Consider the following 16,757-nt stretch of genomic DNA (forward strand, 5'->3'; position numbering starts at 1 on the left):
GACTTTGAATAATTTAATGTCTATTTTAGAGTGTATTTAAAACAAAATAAGCTAAAAATAAATAGATGCTATAAAGAAGAAATGAATTAAGTATTTTGAACAGAAGTGAATTAAAAATTTTGAAAGGAAAATAGTCTATGAAGCTGGATTTATTTTTATTGGCAATAGTTCCTATATTGATAGGGCTATTTTGGATAAGGTCTAAAGATAAATATTGTAGAGAGCCTTTAATTCATTTAATTAAATTTTTTTTAATAGGTGCTTTTTTAAGTATTATAATTATACTTTTAGAAAATTTACTGATGAAATTTAATGTATTTGAAGGATATTCAGAACTAATATATGTATCATTTGTAGTTGCAGGGCTTGTAGAAGAAGGTGTAAAAGCTCTGATACTAATTCCTGCACTAATTAAAGAAAAACATTTTACCGAAAAGTTAGATGGTATTATTTACTCTGTATTTTTATCTTTGGGATTTGCAACAATTGAGAATATAGTCTATATTTTTTCTGAAAGTGGTAATTTAGCCCTTCAAGTTGGTATTAATAGAGCGATTATCTCTATTCCAGCTCATGTAATGTTTGCTATTACTATGGGATATTATATCTCTAAGTATAAGTTTGAAGGAAATAAAAACAAGAGACGTGAGTACTTATTTATGGCTGTATTGATTCCAATTTTATTACATGGAGTTTTTGATTTTATATTGATGATAGAATATAGATGGGCTATTATATTACTTATAGTTTATGTGATAATTTTGTGGAAGGTAAATCTTGATAAACTTGATAAATATATGAATCACTCTAAAAAAGTGTTTTTCGGTAATCTTAAGAAAAAGAAAAGAAAATAGAGTTCAAGCAAAAGACATAAACAGTTAAAAGAAATAAATGACAAACAAACGAAGCAGATTGAAGGGGGATTATAAATTTGGCGAATTTACCAGAAGAATTTTTAGAAGATATTAGAGAAATACTACAGGATGAATATGATGATTTTATAAAAAGTTATGATGAAGATAAGACTACTGGTCTTAGAATAAATACATTAAAAATTGATAAAAAGAAACTGTTGGATTTAAATTTATTTGATTTGTCACAGATACCATGGGCAGAAGAGGGTTTTTATTATGATGATAAAATCAATAGACCTGGTAGAAATCCACTGCATGAGGCTGGAGCATATTATTTGCAAGAGCCTTCTGCCATGAGTGTGATACCAAAAGCAGATATTAAAGAGGGCGATAAGGTACTCGATATGTGTGCTGCTCCTGGTGGGAAATCTACATATATATTGTCTAAATTAAATGATACAGGTCTATTGGTCTCTAATGAAATTAATGCTAGTAGAATTAAGGCTTTAGGCGAAAACCTAGAGCGATTTGGAGTGAAAAATTGTATTATAACAAATACCGATTCTAAAAGCTTAAGAAAGACATTTAATGGGTATTTTGATAAGGTGGTTATAGATGCACCTTGCTCTGGTCAGGGTATGTTTAGAAAGGACGAGGTGGCCATATCAGATTGGAGTTATGCAAAGGTATTAGAATGTCAATCTATTCAAAAAGAAATTATAAGAGATGGATATAAAATGTTGAAGAAGGATGGTATTTTAATTTATTCAACGTGTACTTTTTCAAGAGAAGAAAATGAACATGTTATAAATGAGTTTATCAGTGAATATCCATATGCAGAACTTATTGAAATGGAAAGATTATGGCCTCATAAAATAAAGGGAGAAGGTCATTTTGTTGCCAAAATAAAAAAATTGGAAGATGAAGAGTGTAATGTCAAAGAATTAAAAATAAAAAATTTAGATAAAGAAATAAAGGATTATAGGGAGTTTGAAAAGAAATTTTTAAAGGTTGATTTTTATAGTAATAAAAAAAATAAATTTTATTTAAGAGGAGAAAACCTGTACCTACTTCCAGAAGTATATCCAGATACGAAAAAACTAAAAGTATTGAGATACGGTTTGCATTTAGGGGTTTTAAAGAAGAATAGATTTGAGCCTTCTCATGCACTATCTCATTATTTAAAGGTTGAAGATGTAAAAAATGTCGAAAACTTTAGTGTACAGAGTGATTCAATTCTTAAATACTTAAAAGGGGATGTTGTAAATTCTAATGAAAGTAGAGGCTGGGTTTTGGTATCAGTTGAAGGCATACCTTTAGGTTGGGGGAAAGAATCTGCTGGTGTAATTAAGAATCATTATCCTAAAGGTCTTAGAAAATTATTTTAAACTAGTAGAAAAAAGAAGTATAATATTTATATTGTAAGTTTATGGTAGATTATTTTGCTGTAGATTGACTTAATATTTAACACAGAGGAGACGATTTTAGTGGGTGAAGCAGTTAAAAAAGAAATTGTAGAGTGGATAAAAGTGATTGTCATAGCTCTTGTTCTGGCATTTGCAATAACTCGTTTTATAGTGCCAACAATAGTTAAGGGAGAATCAATGTATCCTACACTGGTTGAACGTGACTACCTAATAGTTAATAGAATCGCGTACAAGGTAGGAGAGCCAAAATACAAAGATATAATAGTATTCAAAACCGACTTAACAGAAGAAAATGGAAAGAAAAAAGACTTAGTAAAAAGAGTCATCGGAGTTCCTGGTGACCATGTAAAAATACAAGACTCCAAGGTATATGTAAATGATAAATTGTTAAATGAGACTTCCTATATACATAATAATCGTACTGATGGAGATATTGATATCGTAGTTCCAGAAGGAAAATTATTTGCTATGGGGGATAATAGAGAAAAAAGTTTAGATAGTAGATACGATGAGGTTGGATTGGTCGACGAGCATACCGTTTTAGGAAAGGTTCTAGTCAGATTGTATCCATTTTCTAAGATAGGAACTATTGACTAAACATATAAAATTTGGAGCAATCGCTGATTAACTGAAATCACCAGACCATGCACAATAGTTGTCTGTATAAAAAAGACAACACCTTATTTAGTAGACTTATCTAAAAGATAATGTTAGAAATGCATTATTAATAAAGATAATATAACTATAAAGGAGAATTTGTGAATGAATGAAACTATTAAAGAAGAGATTGTAGAGTGGATAAAAATAATTATTACTGCACTTTTTTTTGCATTTATTATAACTCGTTTTATAAAACCAACACTAGTAAATGGAGAATCTATGTACCCAACACTTAAGTCACATGACTATTTGGTAGCAAATAGGATGACATATAAATTATCAGAACCAAAATGTGGAGATATAATGATATTTAAGACTGACTTATTACAAGATGATGGAAGAAAAAAAGAACTTGTAAAAAGGGTTATAGGTGTACCTGGTGACCATCTAAAGATTAGTGATTCAAAGGTTTATATAAATGGCAAGTTATTAAATGAAGTTTCATATATACATGATAATTATACTGAAGGCGATATTGATATGGTGATTCCTAAGGGAAAAGTATTTGCGATGGGAGATAATAGGGAAGTAAGCTTGGATAGTAGATATAAAGAAGTAGGATTAGTAGATGAGCAAAATATTAAAGGGAAGGTTATTTTAAGAGTATTTCCTTTTACAGATATAGGCATTTTTGAGTAGGTGATTTGTATGGCAGTTGGTGTAGCATCCTTATTGTTTAATCTTGAGGAGGCTTTAGATATTTGTGAAAAAATAGAGCAAATAACTCATTTAGAGATTGGGATTGACAATATATATGAATGTAGTGAGTTATGTAAATATAAAGATAGAATTTCTAAACTAGGATTATCTGTAGGGATACACTTACCTATGGAGTTAAATACTTGCGAAAATATAGAGTATATACGAGATTCATGGATAAATTTTATTGAGAAAATAGAATTTGAGCTCAAAGGGTTTGATATAAGGTATTTTAATCTTCATTTGGGCTATGTTATGACAAATAGGATTAAAAAGAATAGAAACAAGTATTTAGACAATAGTGTAGATTTTTTAGATAAGGTAAATACAAACTCGTATATATGTATAGAGAATACATATTCAAAAAGTGGGGATTTTTCAAATATTGGAAATATATCCTATGATTTTGAATATATATTTAATAGGATTAAAAATTCTAAGATTTGTTTTTGTTACGATACTGGACACTGTTTAATTGATGAGGATGATTATATAAAGAACTTGAAGGATAAAATAAAGTTGATACACTTAAGTGATAATGATGGTATCAATGATACACATGTAGGCATAGGAAAAGGAATTTTATCTGAAGAGGGAATTAAAGAGGTCTTAAAGTTAGATGCAGAATATTTAGTACTAGAAATAAACTACGAAGACATTGAAGATACTATAAGTAAATTGAATCGTATTGTAGGAGAGGGTTAAATACCTCTCTTTAACTTGTTGATATGCCTCGTTGATTAAAATTTGTATTCATCAAAAGGAAGGAGATGTTGAAGTGAAAAAAATAAACTTAAAAATAGACGGAAAAAATAAAGAATATTCGTTAGAAGAAAACTCTTTAGGAATTAGACTAGGTGATATAGCAAAAGAATTTTGTGATGAGCATAAGGGTTATATAACACTTGCAGTTGTGGACAATAAGTTAAAAGAGTTAAATTGCAGAGTGAAGAATGATTGTGAGATAAATTTTTTAGATACTACTAATGAAGATGGTGAGAGAGTTTACTTTAGAGTCATGTCATTTGTATTTGTAATGGCTTGTAGAGAAATATTTTGGGATAGTAGAGTTACAATAGAACATTCACTATCTGGTGGGCTATACTGTGAAGTTCACATAGATAGAAAACTTAAAGAAGTGGATGTTGAAAATATAAAAAACAAGATGCAAGAGATAGTAAACAATGATTATACCATAGAAAAAATTGAAGTTACAAGAGACGAAGCTATTTCCATATTTGAAAACAATGAAATGTATGAAAAGGCAGAGCTTTTAAAGTATAAAGAGTATGATAGTGCTAAAGTATATAAGTGTAGAAACTATATAGACCATTTTTATGGATATATGCTACCATCAACTGCTTATATAAAATCATTTGATATTAAGCTTTACAATGGAGGAGTTATAATTCTAGGCCCTAGTGAAGAAGATAAGACTAAACCTATGAAATTTATACCTCAGCCTAAATTATCAAGCGTATATTATGAAGCGGAAGAATGGTCAAGACTTATGGGAATTGACAAGGTAGTATCACTTAATAAGATAATAGAAAACAAAGAATATGGAGACATAATAAGAACATTTGAAGCGTTACATGAAAAAAGATTATCTCAAATAGCAGATATGATAAAAGAGAATAATAAGAGAGTAGTCTTAATAGCAGCTCCATCTTCGTCTGGAAAAACAAGTTTTGCTCATAGATTATCTATACACCTCAGAGTAAATAATTTAAATCCTATTTCGATTTCTTTAGATGACTATTTTATAGATAGAAAACATACTCCTTTAGATGAATATGGAAATTATGATTTTGAATCAATTTATGCTATAGATTTAGAAAAATTTAACTTAGACTTAAAGAGTCTTTTAGCAGGAGAAGAAATTGATGCTATAAGATTCAACTTCAAAGAAGGAAAGAGAGAATATACTGGTAAAAAAATAAAGATAGACTCAAACCAACCAATTATACTAGAAGGTATACATGGGCTAAATCCTATTTTAACGTCATCTATACCAGATGAAGATAAATTTAAGATATACATAAGTGCCCTTACTCAAATAAACTTGGATGACCATAATAGAATTCCTACTGCTGATTTGAGAATGATAAGAAGAATTGTTAGAGATTATAATTTTAGAGGTTATAGTGCTGATAATACTATCTTACAATGGGCATCAGTTAGAAGAGGCGAAAAGAAGAATATATTCCCATATCAAGATGAAGCAGATGCCATATTTAATTCTGCTTGTGTATATGAATTAGCAGTTTTAAAGCGATTTGCTAAGCCCTTGCTGGAAGAGATAAAAGAAGATAATCCTGCTCACATTGAAGCAACTAGATTACTAAAGTTTTTGCAGTATTTTGTAGAGCTAGATGATACTTCTGATATACCAGGGACTTCAATTCTTAGAGAATTTATTGGAGGAAGTAAAATAGTCGATTAATCTGGACTATAGTATTTGTCTTTAGATTTATTAGTAATAAAATGGCAGTTGAAAAAACTGCCATTTTATTTTGCTATAATAGTTACAAGTTTTAAAATATATATTAGAATCTATTTGGAGAGATGAAGACAGGAAGTTTAAAATATTGAACTATTAAACTGTTAAAACGGTTAAATTGTTTGAAAAATGAATAAATTCTTGTAAAAAATAGTTTTAAAGTATAATTTTTTTTAACACTGTTTTATTATAGTATAAATCTGTGCTAAAATAGAATATATATATCATAATATAAGAGGTGCCTATGAATACGTTAGATGAGACATTATTAAAAGAAATTATAAGTTCTAATAAGAAATATACTAATTATGGACAAGTTGCTAGTTACATACCAGAATTAAAAAACGCTAGAAGAAATGATTTAGGAATTTGTATCATAGATAGTGAAAACAATCTTTACAGTGCTGGAAATTGTAGCACAAAGTTTACTATACAGAGTATTTCAAAACCAATTGTGCTTGCTATGGCACTTATGGACAATGATTGGGAAGACGTTTTTTCAAACGTTGGAATGGAGCCAAGTGGAGACCCATTTAATTCTATAATGAAACTTGAAATTAATGACACAAAAAAACCCTGTAATCCAATGATAAATGCAGGGGCTATAGTAACTACTTCTCTTATAAATGGGAGCTGTTTGGAAGAAAAAGAAGAAAGAATGCTTAGTTTCTTTAGGAAATTAGCAAAGAATGATAATATAGGAATAAACTATGATGTCTATAAGTCTGAAAAAATGACTGGAGATAGAAACAGAGCAATGGCTTACTTATTAAAAAGTGATGGATTTATCAGAGGTAATGTAGAAGATGTTTTAGACCTTTATTTTAAACAATGCTCAATTGAAGTAGATTCTGTAGATTTAGCCAGAATTGGCATAAATCTTGCTAATTATGGAGTAGACATAGAAAATGGTGAGCATTTGATGAGTGAAATGGTTTCTAGAATTGTCAAAACATTTATGATGACTTGTGGAATGTATGATGCTTCTGGGGAATTTGCTATTAAAGTTGGGATTCCTGCAAAATCTGGAGTTGGGGGTGGTATAATGGCTTCTGTGCCAGGACGTATGGGTATTGGTGTTTATGGACCTGCACTTGACAAAAAAGGTAACAGCGTCGCAGGAGTTAAAGTTTTAGAGGAGTTGTCAAATAAACTCAAATTAAATATTTTTTAAAATTTTAAGAAAGGATTTTTTTGACAACAACATATAATTTAATATATAATTAAATTGTAAAGAAATATGAATTAAATAAATTTTTTAGGAGGGGTCAATGAAAGAGGTATTGGTATTACGAGATTTGGAGTGCATAAAGGCTATTGCGCATCCACGTAGAATAGATATTCTAAAAGCATTTGACAAATCGCCATTGTCAGCAAAACAATTATCTCAATTATTGGAAGAACCTCATGCAAAAATAAACTACCATATAAAAATGTTATACAAAGTTGGTATTTTAGAATTAGTTGAGGAAAAAATAAAGTCGGGGATTGTGGAAAAATACTATTATCCAAGTGCAAAAAATGTGGTTATAGGGAATAGGATACTTAATTTTTCTTTAGACAATGGGGAAGAAAAAGAAGAATTGTACATATCAAAATTTGAAAACATGAGTGAAGTTTTTTATAAGGCAGCAGAAGAAGATGTTTTAGAAAATGAAAATATAGTTGATTATCATGATATTTCTCTTACTCATGATGAATTAGTTGAACTCAGTGATGCTATGAAGTCAAAGATAGATGAAATTTTAAATAAAAGACAACACAACGTTGAAGGTTCTAAGTATGATATAGCAATGGTTGTAATTCCTACACTTGAGGAAGAATGTCCTAGTTAGAACCATTAATTATGGATTAATTAAAAACATAAAGTTAGAGATTGAACATCAGAATTTACTTAATAATCAAAAAATGGCTTTTGGTATGAGTAAAAAATGATTTTTAGTCTCTATTTTTTTGCCTGTTTATATAAAGGATTATAAAATATATATAATCAAATTGTAATAGATATATAAATGAAATGTAGTAAAATTATAATTAAAATGTAAGACATATATAGATATATGTAAGGAGTGGCTAAATAATATATAAGATTATAATATTTGAAATTTCTTAAAATGGGTATAATTAAATTGTAAATATTAAAATTTAAAATTAATATACATGAAATTGATTATAGTTACATTAAATTAAAGTTGTATTAAAATAAAAACTTACTTATTAGAAATTTATAATTAAAATTTAGCACAAATATAAGTACAAATAAGAATCTAAGTAAAAATAAAAGGAGATTAATATGATTAAATTAGGAACACATCTTTCAATAGCAAAAGGATTTGCTAAAGCAGCTGAGACAGCTGTATACATTGGTGCAAATACATTTCAATTTTTTAGTAGAAATCCAAGAGGAGGAAATGCTAAAGAATTTGATGAAAAAGATATAGCTAAGTTTCAAGAGATTAGAAAGGCAAATAATTTTGCACCATTACTTGCACATGCTCCATACACTATGAATTTAGGTGGTACAAAGAATGATGTATACGAATTTGCGACAAGAGTGATAGATGAAGATATAAGAAGGATGGATTCACTAGGAATTGAATACATGTGTTTTCACCCAGGTAGTCATGTAGGTGGTGGAGTAGATTTTGGTATAGAGAGAATAGTAAAAGGATTGAATAATGCTATTAAGGGTGATGAAAATATAACTATACTTCTTGAAACTATGTCAGGAAAAGGAACTGAAATAGGATTTAAGTTTGAGCAATTAAAAAGTATAATAGATGAAATTGAACACAAAGAAAGAATAGGTGTGTGTCTTGATACATGTCATATTTTTTCAGCTGGATATGATATAGTAAACGATTTAGATGGAGTCTTAGAAGAATTTGATAAGATTATAGGGATAGATAAGTTAAAAACTGTTCATCTAAATGATAGTATGATGCCATTTGGAGATAAAAAGGACAGACATGCTCCTATAGGAGAAGGAAAGATAGGATTAAAAGCATTGATTGATTTTATGGAACATCCTAGCCTGAAAGACCTACCATTTTTCTTAGAGACTCCTTTTGATGATGAAGGTCATAAGAGAGAACTTAAAATGATAAAAGAGATACTATCTAGTAAATAAAATTTTATTTGCTATGTGTAATTTTAATAGAATATAAATATATTGCAAAAATTCTCATAATTTGTTGTATAATTAAAGGTGATACATTTATATTATATAAAAATTAATTAAAAGTTAGGTGGGGAAAGATATGAGAAATTTAGGCAATACCAATATGAAAATAAAGAGAGTTGGCTTTGGGGGAATTCCAATACAAAGAATTACTCAAGAGGATACTAACTTAGTCATAAATGAGTTAGAAAAACAAGGAATAAACTTTATTGACAGTGCAAGAGGGTATACAATAAGTGAGGAAGCAATTGGAATTGCTCTTGAAGGGAAAAGAGATAAATTTTTCTTAGCTACTAAAAGTATGTCTAGAGATTATGACTCAATGAAGAGAGATGTTGAGATAAGTTTAAATAATTTCAAAACTGATTTTATAGATTTATATCAATTCCATAATGTTAAAGAAGAGGAGTATGACAATCTTTTTAAAGATAAGATGGCTTATAATGCTCTTTTAGAGGCAAAAGAACAAGGTAAGATAAAGCACATCGGGATAACTAGCCATAATTTAAGTACTATAGAAAAAGCTATAGAAGGTGGAAAATTTGACACTATACAGTTTCCTTACAATATAGTTGAAGGACAAGCAGATGAGGTATTTAAAAAGGCTCATGAAAAAGGAATTGGAATAATAGTAATGAAGCCTTTAGCTGGAGGGGCTTTAGATAATGCTACATTAGCTATTAAGTACATATTATCTAAAGACTATATAGATGTAGTTATACCAGGGATGGAAAGTGTTGAACAGGTTAGACAGAATGTTGCTGTACTTGAAAATCTTGTGCTAGATGAAAAAGATAATAAAGAAATTGAGGAAATAAGAAATTCTTTAGGTAAAAAATTCTGTAGAAGATGTGAATACTGCATGCCTTGTGCTGTTGGAATAAATATACCATTGAGCTTTTTATGTGAAGGATATTATACTAGATATGGACTTGAAGAGTGGGCTAAAGAAAAATATCAGGTTATGGATGTTAAACCTACTGAGTGTATTGACTGTGGTCTTTGTGAGAGTCGATGTCCATATGAACTTCCAATAAGAGAAATGTTGAAGACTGTTGTCGAAAAATTAGGATAGATTTTATTTGTTGAAATCGGTGTAGTAAGTTTACTCCGATTTCTTTTTATATGGATATGCTTTATTTATGTGAATATGTTTTATTTATATGGATACGTCTTTATATACAAATGTTAAATTTATATGAATGCAGTAATTTTATAAGTACTAAATTTACATAGCTACAAGTATCATATAAATTTAAAATTTGTGTGAGTATAGCTATAGCACAAATATTATTGTTATATTTTCAAATGGTATAGCATTACTATAGTATCAATTAGTATATAAAATATTTATTTCTCAAAAATATTATAAGATATATCATATTTAGATACTGGATAAAGTTCAATTTCAACCCTAGGGTTATCCTTATCGATAAAGTCGAATAAAAGTACTGGCTTAAGTTGTTTATCATTTTTTATTATTCCGCTTTTTTCAATACCATCACAAATACTCTTTGGATAATTATGTAAGTCTCCCATTCTCTTGTTTGGGAAGTATAACTTTAAAACAGTTATTAGATTTTCTTCAACAGTTTCTCCTTGATACTGTTGGTTTATAAAACCTGCAATCATGTTTTCATATGCTAAATACTTAGAATACTTTCCCTTTGAAGGCATCCATGCTTGACCATTTATATTATGAAGTTTAAAATTAGATTTACTAATGGGTCTACCTGGAATTGTTATTTTAATCAAATTGTTCACCATCCTTATACAGTATTTATTATAATCTGTGGATGATTTAAAAGCAAATTCTTATTTTTAATGTTTTTGTAAGTGATAAATTTAGATATGATAAAATTTATATTGCCTATTATGAATGGTAAATTTAAAAATGTAAAATACACTATATAATTGTAAGTTAAAGTTATATTTAATTTTGTGACTATAATTTATCAGTATGATATGTATTACATTGTTGAAAACATAAAAATTATAATTATATTAAAATGGAAAATAGATGATAATTTAATTACATGGTGAAGTTTGAGTTATATAAGTATTGGAGTAAAGTAGAGAAATCATATTAGTAAGATGATTACTGAAAAAATAGTAAAAAAAGTTTAAACTAAGTTGTTATTGTAGAATAATAAGAAATAGAGTATATAAAACAAGTTATATTAAAGTATAAATGGATATTATTATAAAGAGATGAGACTTATATTATAATTTAGCTCATTTTATAATATAGTAATAATAATTGTAGTTTTATAACCTAAATTAAACAGGTTAAATAGATTAAAAAGGAATAATTTTATGAATAATAAGGAATTAAAAGAATTTTGTAATCTTATAGGATTAAAGTGTGTAGGAATAGCTGGTATAGACAAGTATGACAATCTAAAAAAGATACTTGAAGATAGACAGGAAAAAGATTATTTGACTGGGATGGAAGAACCAATAATTGATAATAGGATTAATCCAAGAAATATAATGGAGGATGCTAATTCTATAATAGTATGTGCATTTCCATATCATATAAATAGACAAGAAAAAATCGAAAATTCAAATTTATCAAAATATTGTCATGGAAAGGATTATCATATTGTAGTAAAGAACTTTTTACAACAAATTTGTGATTATATATCCAAAACAGTAGAGGATTTTAAATACAAGATATTTGCTGATAATGGGCCATTAGTTGACAGATATTTAGCTTATTTATCAGGTATAGGATATTTTGGAATAAACAATAACATCATAACTGATGAGTATGGTTCTTATATATTTATAGGATATATAGTAAATAATTATAAATTTGAGGAAGATAAACCACTAGAAAAAAGCTGTTTTAAATGTGGTAAGTGTGTAAAATATTGTCCGGGAAATGCTATATTAGGAAATTATGATATGAATCCCAAGAAATGTTTATCATATATAACTCAAAAAAAAGGAGATTTGTCAGAGGAAGAAAAATCTGTTTTAAAGAGTAGTAAAAAGGTATTTGGGTGTGATATCTGTCAAGAAGTATGTCCACATAATGTTGGAATACCAACAACTCATATTTTGGAATTTAAAGAAAATATAATAGATTATTTGGACTATGATGAGATACAAAATATTTCAAATAAAGAATTTAAAAGGAGATATGGAGATAGAGCATTTAGTTGGAGGGGCAGAAATATAATAAAGAGAAATATGGAAATAATTTTAGATAAGTATAATGACTAATAATAAGAGTCTATTTCATATACTTTAATGTGAACTTACTTTAACACTTATTGTATCAAAGTCATATTATATCATTAACGTTAAATATGGGGAGGTGGGGGAATATTGAAATATAATAATACATCTGAAATAAATCCACTAGATTGTATACTAGGTCAAGAAAGAGCTGTAGAAGCTATGGAATTAGGTCTAAGAATAAGTAATCCAGCCTATAACATATACTTAGCTGGTGAATCTGGAACAGGAAAAAGTACTTATGCCTTAAAGGTTTTGAATGAATATGCATCCAAAAAAAATACACATAAAGATTGGTGCTATATATATAATTTTGAAAACCCTAGAGAGCCTATTATAGTTGAGTTAGAAAAAGGGTTTGGAAGAGAACTTAAGAAAGACATGGAGAAGTTAATTGAGAGTCTTTTAGAAGATTTTAAAAATGCGTTTGAAAGTGAAAGCTTTGAAATAGAAAAAAATAAACTTTTGGACGAATATGAAATAGAAAAAGATATGTTACTAAAGCAAATTAAGAAGTACGGAGAAGAAAAAGGATTTAAATTAAAACAGAGTAAAATGGGAATAGTCTTTATACCTTTGAAAGAAGAGGAAGATGAAAGTGACATATCTGATGAGGAGTTCTATAAGGCAAAAAGAGAACTGGAAAACATGGCTATACAGGTCGTGTATAAAATTAAAGATTTAGAAGAAATAGCTGAAAAAGCTGTTTTAGAGCTTGAAGAAGAGATAGCTAAACTTGTAGTAGAACCTCACATCAAGACATTGTGCGAAAAATATGAAAATTATGATAAAATCCAAGCTTATTTGGAAAAAGTAAAAAAAGATATAATAGAATATATGTACTTATTCTATTTAGATGAAGATGAATTAAAAGATAAATATGATAAAGAACATTTTATTAAATATAAAATCAACCTATTTGTAGACAATGGAGGTTCAAAAAACAAAGAATCAGCACCTGTTATAGTAGAGATAAATCCAAGTCCTGCAAATTTATTTGGAAAGGCAGAATACGATTATGCAAATGGCAATATAAAGACTGATTTTACAAAACTATTATCAGGAGCATTTCATAGGGCTAATGGTGGTTACTTAGTGATTTATGCAGACCAGTTATTAAAATATACGATGTCTTGGGAAATCCTTAAAAAGACTTTGCAAACAAAAAAAGTAATATTGGAAACTCAGACAGCAATTAAGCCAGAAAATATGCCATTAAATGTAAAATTAATATTGATTGGAAGCCACTATATATATGATATTCTATACAGATATGATGAGGATTTTGAAAAATATTTTAAAATATTCGTGGATTTTGATAGTGAAATGGATAAGAATGAAAATAATGAAGATGGAATTGCTAGATTTATAGCATCTCAATGTGATAAGAATAATTTAAGACATTTTACTAAGGAAGCTGTTGGTGAAGTTATCAAATTTAGCACTAGATTGTCTGGTGATTTAGGAAAATTATCAACTAAATTTAATAAAATAATGGAAGTTGTAATAGAAGGAAGTGCATATGCAGAATTTAGAAATTCAAGATATACAGAGCAGTGTGATGTTAAGAAAGCAATAAGTGAAAAGAGAAAAAGAATTAATAGGGTAGAGACACATATGGATGAATCAATTGAAAATGGATTTACTTTAATAGAGACAGAGGGAAAACAGGTTGGAGTGATAAATGGTCTATCTGTATTAAGTACGGGAGAGTACTCTTTTGGTAGAGCTTCAAGGATTACAGCAACCACTAGTCCAGGAAGTAAAGGCATAGTAAATATAGAAAGAGAAGTAAATATGAGTGGCTCTATACATAACAAAGGAGTGCTTATATTAGGCGGTTATCTTTCTGAGAACTTTGCACAGGATTTAATAATGTCACTAAATGCATATATCTGTTTTGAACAAAATTATGGTGGAATAGATGGAGATAGTGCTTCTTCGGCAGAATTATATGTACTATTGTCATCTCTTAGTGGAGTGCCAATTAAGCAGAATATTGCTGTTACAGGCTCTATAAATCAAAAGGGAGATATACAAGTAGTTGGTGGAATAAGTGAAAAAATAGAAGGATTTTATTCTATATGTAGGACTAAAGGATTAAATGGTGAGCAAGGAGTTATAATTCCTAAGAAGAATCAGAGAAACCTTGTTTTATCAGATGAAGTTAATGATGCTATATTAGATGGGAAATTTAAGATATATACAGTTGAAAGAGTAGAAGAGGCTATAGAGATACTGACAGATGTTAAATTTGAAGAAATAAAGAAATTAGTAAAAGAAAAATTGATATCCTTTAGTAAGATACAAACTGTGTCAAAAGAATAAGTTTATTATAGAATTTAATGGGTATTTATGTATAATAAAAAGCAAGAACTTTAATAGGTTTTTGCTTTTTTTGTGAAATATATGTAGATTGAATTTTTATTTTGTATATTTTATATATTGATGTTTATTTTTTGTTGAGATGATTAAACTATTTATAAATAGAGTCTTATAAATTAGTATTTTAAAGGGGGATAATTATGAAAAATGTAAATCTAAAAGAGATAAATGAAAAAGACATAAAAGAAAATGAAGACATAAAAGCGAACCAAGAGATAAATGAAAAAAATCTAAAAGGGAAAGAAGATATAGATAAAAAAGATATAAATAAAGTTGAACCTAAAAAAGAAATGAATAAAGCAATTAGTAAAAAAGATAAGATAATTGATGAGAAAGATATATCAAATTTTAGTGATATTGAAGAAGATAAAAAAACTGAAACAGGCAAAAAATCAAAGAGTACTAATTCCAATAAGAAAACACAAAAATCAGATAAAGAAACTAAAGGTAAATCTAAGAATAAGAATAAGTCAGTAAATGATAAAGATGTAAACAAGATTTTAGATGAATTAGAAAAACTATACCCAGATGCTACATGTGAGTTAAATTATGGGACAGCCTTTGAACTTTTGATAGCTACTATTCTATCAGCTCAATGTACTGATGTAAGGGTAAATAAAGTTACATCAGAGTTATTTAAAAAGTACAATACAGCAAGAGACTTTGCCAACTTGAGTATTGAAGAAATTAGTAAAGAGATAAAAAGTTGTGGCCTTTATAAAAGTAAATCTCAAAAAATAAAAGATACATCTGAACAACTATGTGAATTATATGATGGTGAGGTACCAGATAGTTTAGAAAAACTTGTGAAATTACCTGGCGTTGGAAGAAAAACAGCAGGAGTTGTACTTAGTAACGCCTTTAATCAACCAGCAATAGCAGTAGATACCCATGTATTTAGAGTTACCAATAGAATTGGGATAGTGGATGAGCCAAATCCTCAAAAAACAGAATTTGCACTTATGGAAGCTATACCAAAAGAAAGATGGTCACACTCACATCATGTATTAATTTTTCATGGAAGAAGAATGTGTAAAGCTAGAAATCCAGAATGTGGAGATTGCCCAATAAAAGAAGATTGTAATTATTATAAAGAAATTAATGAAATGAAATAACTTTTATCAAAGTAAGTTGTACAAGAGGGATTTTCTGATATAATAATACTTATGAAAATGTTAGATAGAAAACTATTATATATAACTAAGTAAAAATTGTTATTAACATTATTATATATAATAGTATAATATTATTGTTATTCTGTTTATAAAATAAAGTTTAATAAATTAAGAGCAATACTTAGGGAGGATAAAAATGTCATTGAATATAGTATTAGTAGAACCAGAAATACCTCAAAATACAGGAAATATAATAAGAACTTGTGCAGCAACAGGTTCAACTTTACATTTAGTAAAGCCATTAGGTTTTTCATTAGATGATAAACACCTAAAAAGATGTGGGCTTGACTATTGGGATATAGCTGATATACAATATTACGATAGCTTTGAAGAATTACAAGAAAAGTATCCAAACAGCAAATACTTTTTTTCTACAACAAAGGCTAAGCAGTCACATTCAGATGTGAAATATGAAGAAAATTGTTTTATAGTATTTGGCAAAGAAACAAAGGGATTACCAGAACCTTTGTTGAAAGCAAATATGGATACTTGTATTAGAGTACCTATGTTGGATGTTGAAAAAGCTAGGTCACTAAATTTATCAAATTCAGTTGCTATAGTAGTGTACGAAGCTTTAAGACAAATAGGATACCCTAATATGAGGTAGTTTACCAAGCCTAAATGAGA

The 16,757-nt window shown here is 28.3% G+C and carries 15 protein-coding genes and 1 pseudogene; 15 read left to right on the forward strand and 1 reads right to left on the reverse strand.

All coding sequences use genetic code 11. The annotated features are described in order from the left end of the window. Positions 1–137: 137 nt before the first annotated feature. The 11 genes and pseudogenes from Q3223_RS08220 to Q3223_RS08270 all read left to right on the forward strand — a co-directional run bounded on the left by Q3223_RS08220 (position 138) and on the right by Q3223_RS08270 (position 10,399). A complete protein-coding gene (locus tag Q3223_RS08220) occupies positions 138–854 on the forward strand; it encodes a PrsW family intramembrane metalloprotease (protein WP_054269079.1) in 717 nt (238 codons plus the stop codon). 27 nt (positions 855–881) lie between these two features. Continuing rightward, positions 882–929 (forward strand): annotated as a pseudogene (locus tag Q3223_RS08225) (bacteriocin); the annotation flags it as partial. A 2-nt stretch (positions 930–931) separates the two neighbouring features. Continuing rightward, the gene (locus tag Q3223_RS08230; protein WP_074179065.1) at positions 932–2,242 is read left to right on the forward strand and encodes an RsmF rRNA methyltransferase first C-terminal domain-containing protein; all 1,311 of its coding nucleotides are present in this window, start codon (positions 932–934) and stop codon (positions 2,240–2,242) included. 99 nt (positions 2,243–2,341) lie between these two features. Beyond that, positions 2,342–2,878, forward strand: a complete 537-nt coding sequence (gene lepB / locus Q3223_RS08235; protein WP_054269080.1) for a signal peptidase I — start codon at positions 2,342–2,344, stop codon at positions 2,876–2,878. Positions 2,879–3,043: 165 nt separating this feature from the next. Beyond that, entirely contained in the window at positions 3,044–3,580 is a 537-nt protein-coding gene (gene lepB / locus Q3223_RS08240) for a signal peptidase I (RefSeq protein ID WP_054269081.1), read from the forward strand. A 9-nt stretch (positions 3,581–3,589) separates the two neighbouring features. Then, the gene (locus Q3223_RS08245; RefSeq protein WP_054269082.1) at positions 3,590–4,345 is read left to right on the forward strand and encodes a sugar phosphate isomerase/epimerase; all 756 of its coding nucleotides are present in this window, start codon (positions 3,590–3,592) and stop codon (positions 4,343–4,345) included. A 73-nt stretch (positions 4,346–4,418) separates the two neighbouring features. Next, positions 4,419–6,086: a nucleoside kinase gene (locus Q3223_RS08250; RefSeq protein ID WP_054269083.1), complete on the forward strand. Its 1,668-nt coding sequence runs from the start codon at positions 4,419–4,421 to the stop codon at positions 6,084–6,086. Positions 6,087–6,387: 301 nt separating this feature from the next. Next, positions 6,388–7,317, forward strand: a complete 930-nt coding sequence (glsA, locus tag Q3223_RS08255) for a glutaminase A (protein ID WP_054269084.1) — start codon at positions 6,388–6,390, stop codon at positions 7,315–7,317. 97 nt (positions 7,318–7,414) lie between these two features. Continuing rightward, positions 7,415–7,978, forward strand: a complete 564-nt coding sequence (locus Q3223_RS08260; RefSeq protein ID WP_054269085.1) for a transcriptional regulator — start codon at positions 7,415–7,417, stop codon at positions 7,976–7,978. A 458-nt stretch (positions 7,979–8,436) separates the two neighbouring features. After that, positions 8,437–9,273: a deoxyribonuclease IV gene (locus Q3223_RS08265; protein ID WP_407811832.1), complete on the forward strand. Its 837-nt coding sequence runs from the start codon at positions 8,437–8,439 to the stop codon at positions 9,271–9,273. Between the two features lie 130 nt (positions 9,274–9,403). Beyond that, positions 9,404–10,399, forward strand: a complete 996-nt coding sequence (locus tag Q3223_RS08270) for an aldo/keto reductase (protein WP_054269087.1) — start codon at positions 9,404–9,406, stop codon at positions 10,397–10,399. Positions 10,400–10,674: 275 nt separating this feature from the next. On the opposite strand, the gene Q3223_RS08275 is transcribed toward Q3223_RS08270, so the two are convergent. After that, positions 10,675–11,079 carry a RusA family crossover junction endodeoxyribonuclease gene (locus Q3223_RS08275; protein ID WP_021383211.1) on the reverse strand — a complete coding sequence of 135 codons (405 nt, stop codon included), beginning with the start codon at positions 11,077–11,079 and terminating at the stop codon, positions 10,675–10,677. Positions 11,080–11,640: 561 nt separating this feature from the next. Between Q3223_RS08275 and queG the strand changes: the two genes are divergently transcribed. From queG to trmL, 4 genes are all read left to right on the forward strand, one after another. Further along, on the forward strand, positions 11,641–12,555 hold the full coding sequence (gene queG, locus Q3223_RS08280; protein ID WP_407811833.1) for a tRNA epoxyqueuosine(34) reductase QueG: 915 nt from the start codon (positions 11,641–11,643) through the stop codon (positions 12,553–12,555). 105 nt (positions 12,556–12,660) lie between these two features. After that, positions 12,661–14,898 carry an AAA family ATPase gene (locus Q3223_RS08285; RefSeq protein ID WP_407811834.1) on the forward strand — a complete coding sequence of 746 codons (2,238 nt, stop codon included), beginning with the start codon at positions 12,661–12,663 and terminating at the stop codon, positions 14,896–14,898. Between the two features lie 197 nt (positions 14,899–15,095). Beyond that, positions 15,096–16,070 carry an endonuclease III gene (gene nth, locus Q3223_RS08290; protein WP_207713485.1) on the forward strand — a complete coding sequence of 325 codons (975 nt, stop codon included), beginning with the start codon at positions 15,096–15,098 and terminating at the stop codon, positions 16,068–16,070. Positions 16,071–16,266: 196 nt separating this feature from the next. Beyond that, the gene (trmL, locus tag Q3223_RS08295; protein WP_003429657.1) at positions 16,267–16,737 is read left to right on the forward strand and encodes a tRNA (uridine(34)/cytosine(34)/5-carboxymethylaminomethyluridine(34)-2'-O)-methyltransferase TrmL; all 471 of its coding nucleotides are present in this window, start codon (positions 16,267–16,269) and stop codon (positions 16,735–16,737) included. The last annotated feature ends 20 nt before the right edge of the window (positions 16,738–16,757 follow it).

This window comes from Clostridioides sp. GD02367 (genome assembly GCF_045900275.1).
Taxonomy (GTDB): domain Bacteria; phylum Bacillota; class Clostridia; order Peptostreptococcales; family Peptostreptococcaceae; genus Clostridioides; species Clostridioides difficile_A.

Bases quoted from the DNA above. Each gene is read 5' to 3' on its own strand.
- Q3223_RS08245 (WP_054269082.1), top strand. From the start codon at position 3,590: ATGGCAGTTGGTGTAGCATCCTTATTGTTTAATCTTGAGGAGGCTTTA.
- Q3223_RS08220 (WP_054269079.1), top strand. From the start codon at position 138: ATGAAGCTGGATTTATTTTTATTGGCAATAGTTCCTATATTGATAGGG.
- Q3223_RS08270 (WP_054269087.1), top strand. From the start codon at position 9,404: ATGAGAAATTTAGGCAATACCAATATGAAAATAAAGAGAGTTGGCTTT.
- trmL (WP_003429657.1), top strand. From the start codon at position 16,267: ATGTCATTGAATATAGTATTAGTAGAACCAGAAATACCTCAAAATACA.
- queG (WP_407811833.1), top strand. From the start codon at position 11,641: ATGAATAATAAGGAATTAAAAGAATTTTGTAATCTTATAGGATTAAAG.
- Q3223_RS08260 (WP_054269085.1), top strand. From the start codon at position 7,415: ATGAAAGAGGTATTGGTATTACGAGATTTGGAGTGCATAAAGGCTATT.
- lepB (WP_054269081.1), top strand. From the start codon at position 3,044: ATGAATGAAACTATTAAAGAAGAGATTGTAGAGTGGATAAAAATAATT.
- glsA (WP_054269084.1), top strand. From the start codon at position 6,388: ATGAATACGTTAGATGAGACATTATTAAAAGAAATTATAAGTTCTAAT.
- Q3223_RS08265 (WP_407811832.1), top strand. From the start codon at position 8,437: ATGATTAAATTAGGAACACATCTTTCAATAGCAAAAGGATTTGCTAAA.
- nth (WP_207713485.1), top strand. From the start codon at position 15,096: ATGAAAAATGTAAATCTAAAAGAGATAAATGAAAAAGACATAAAAGAA.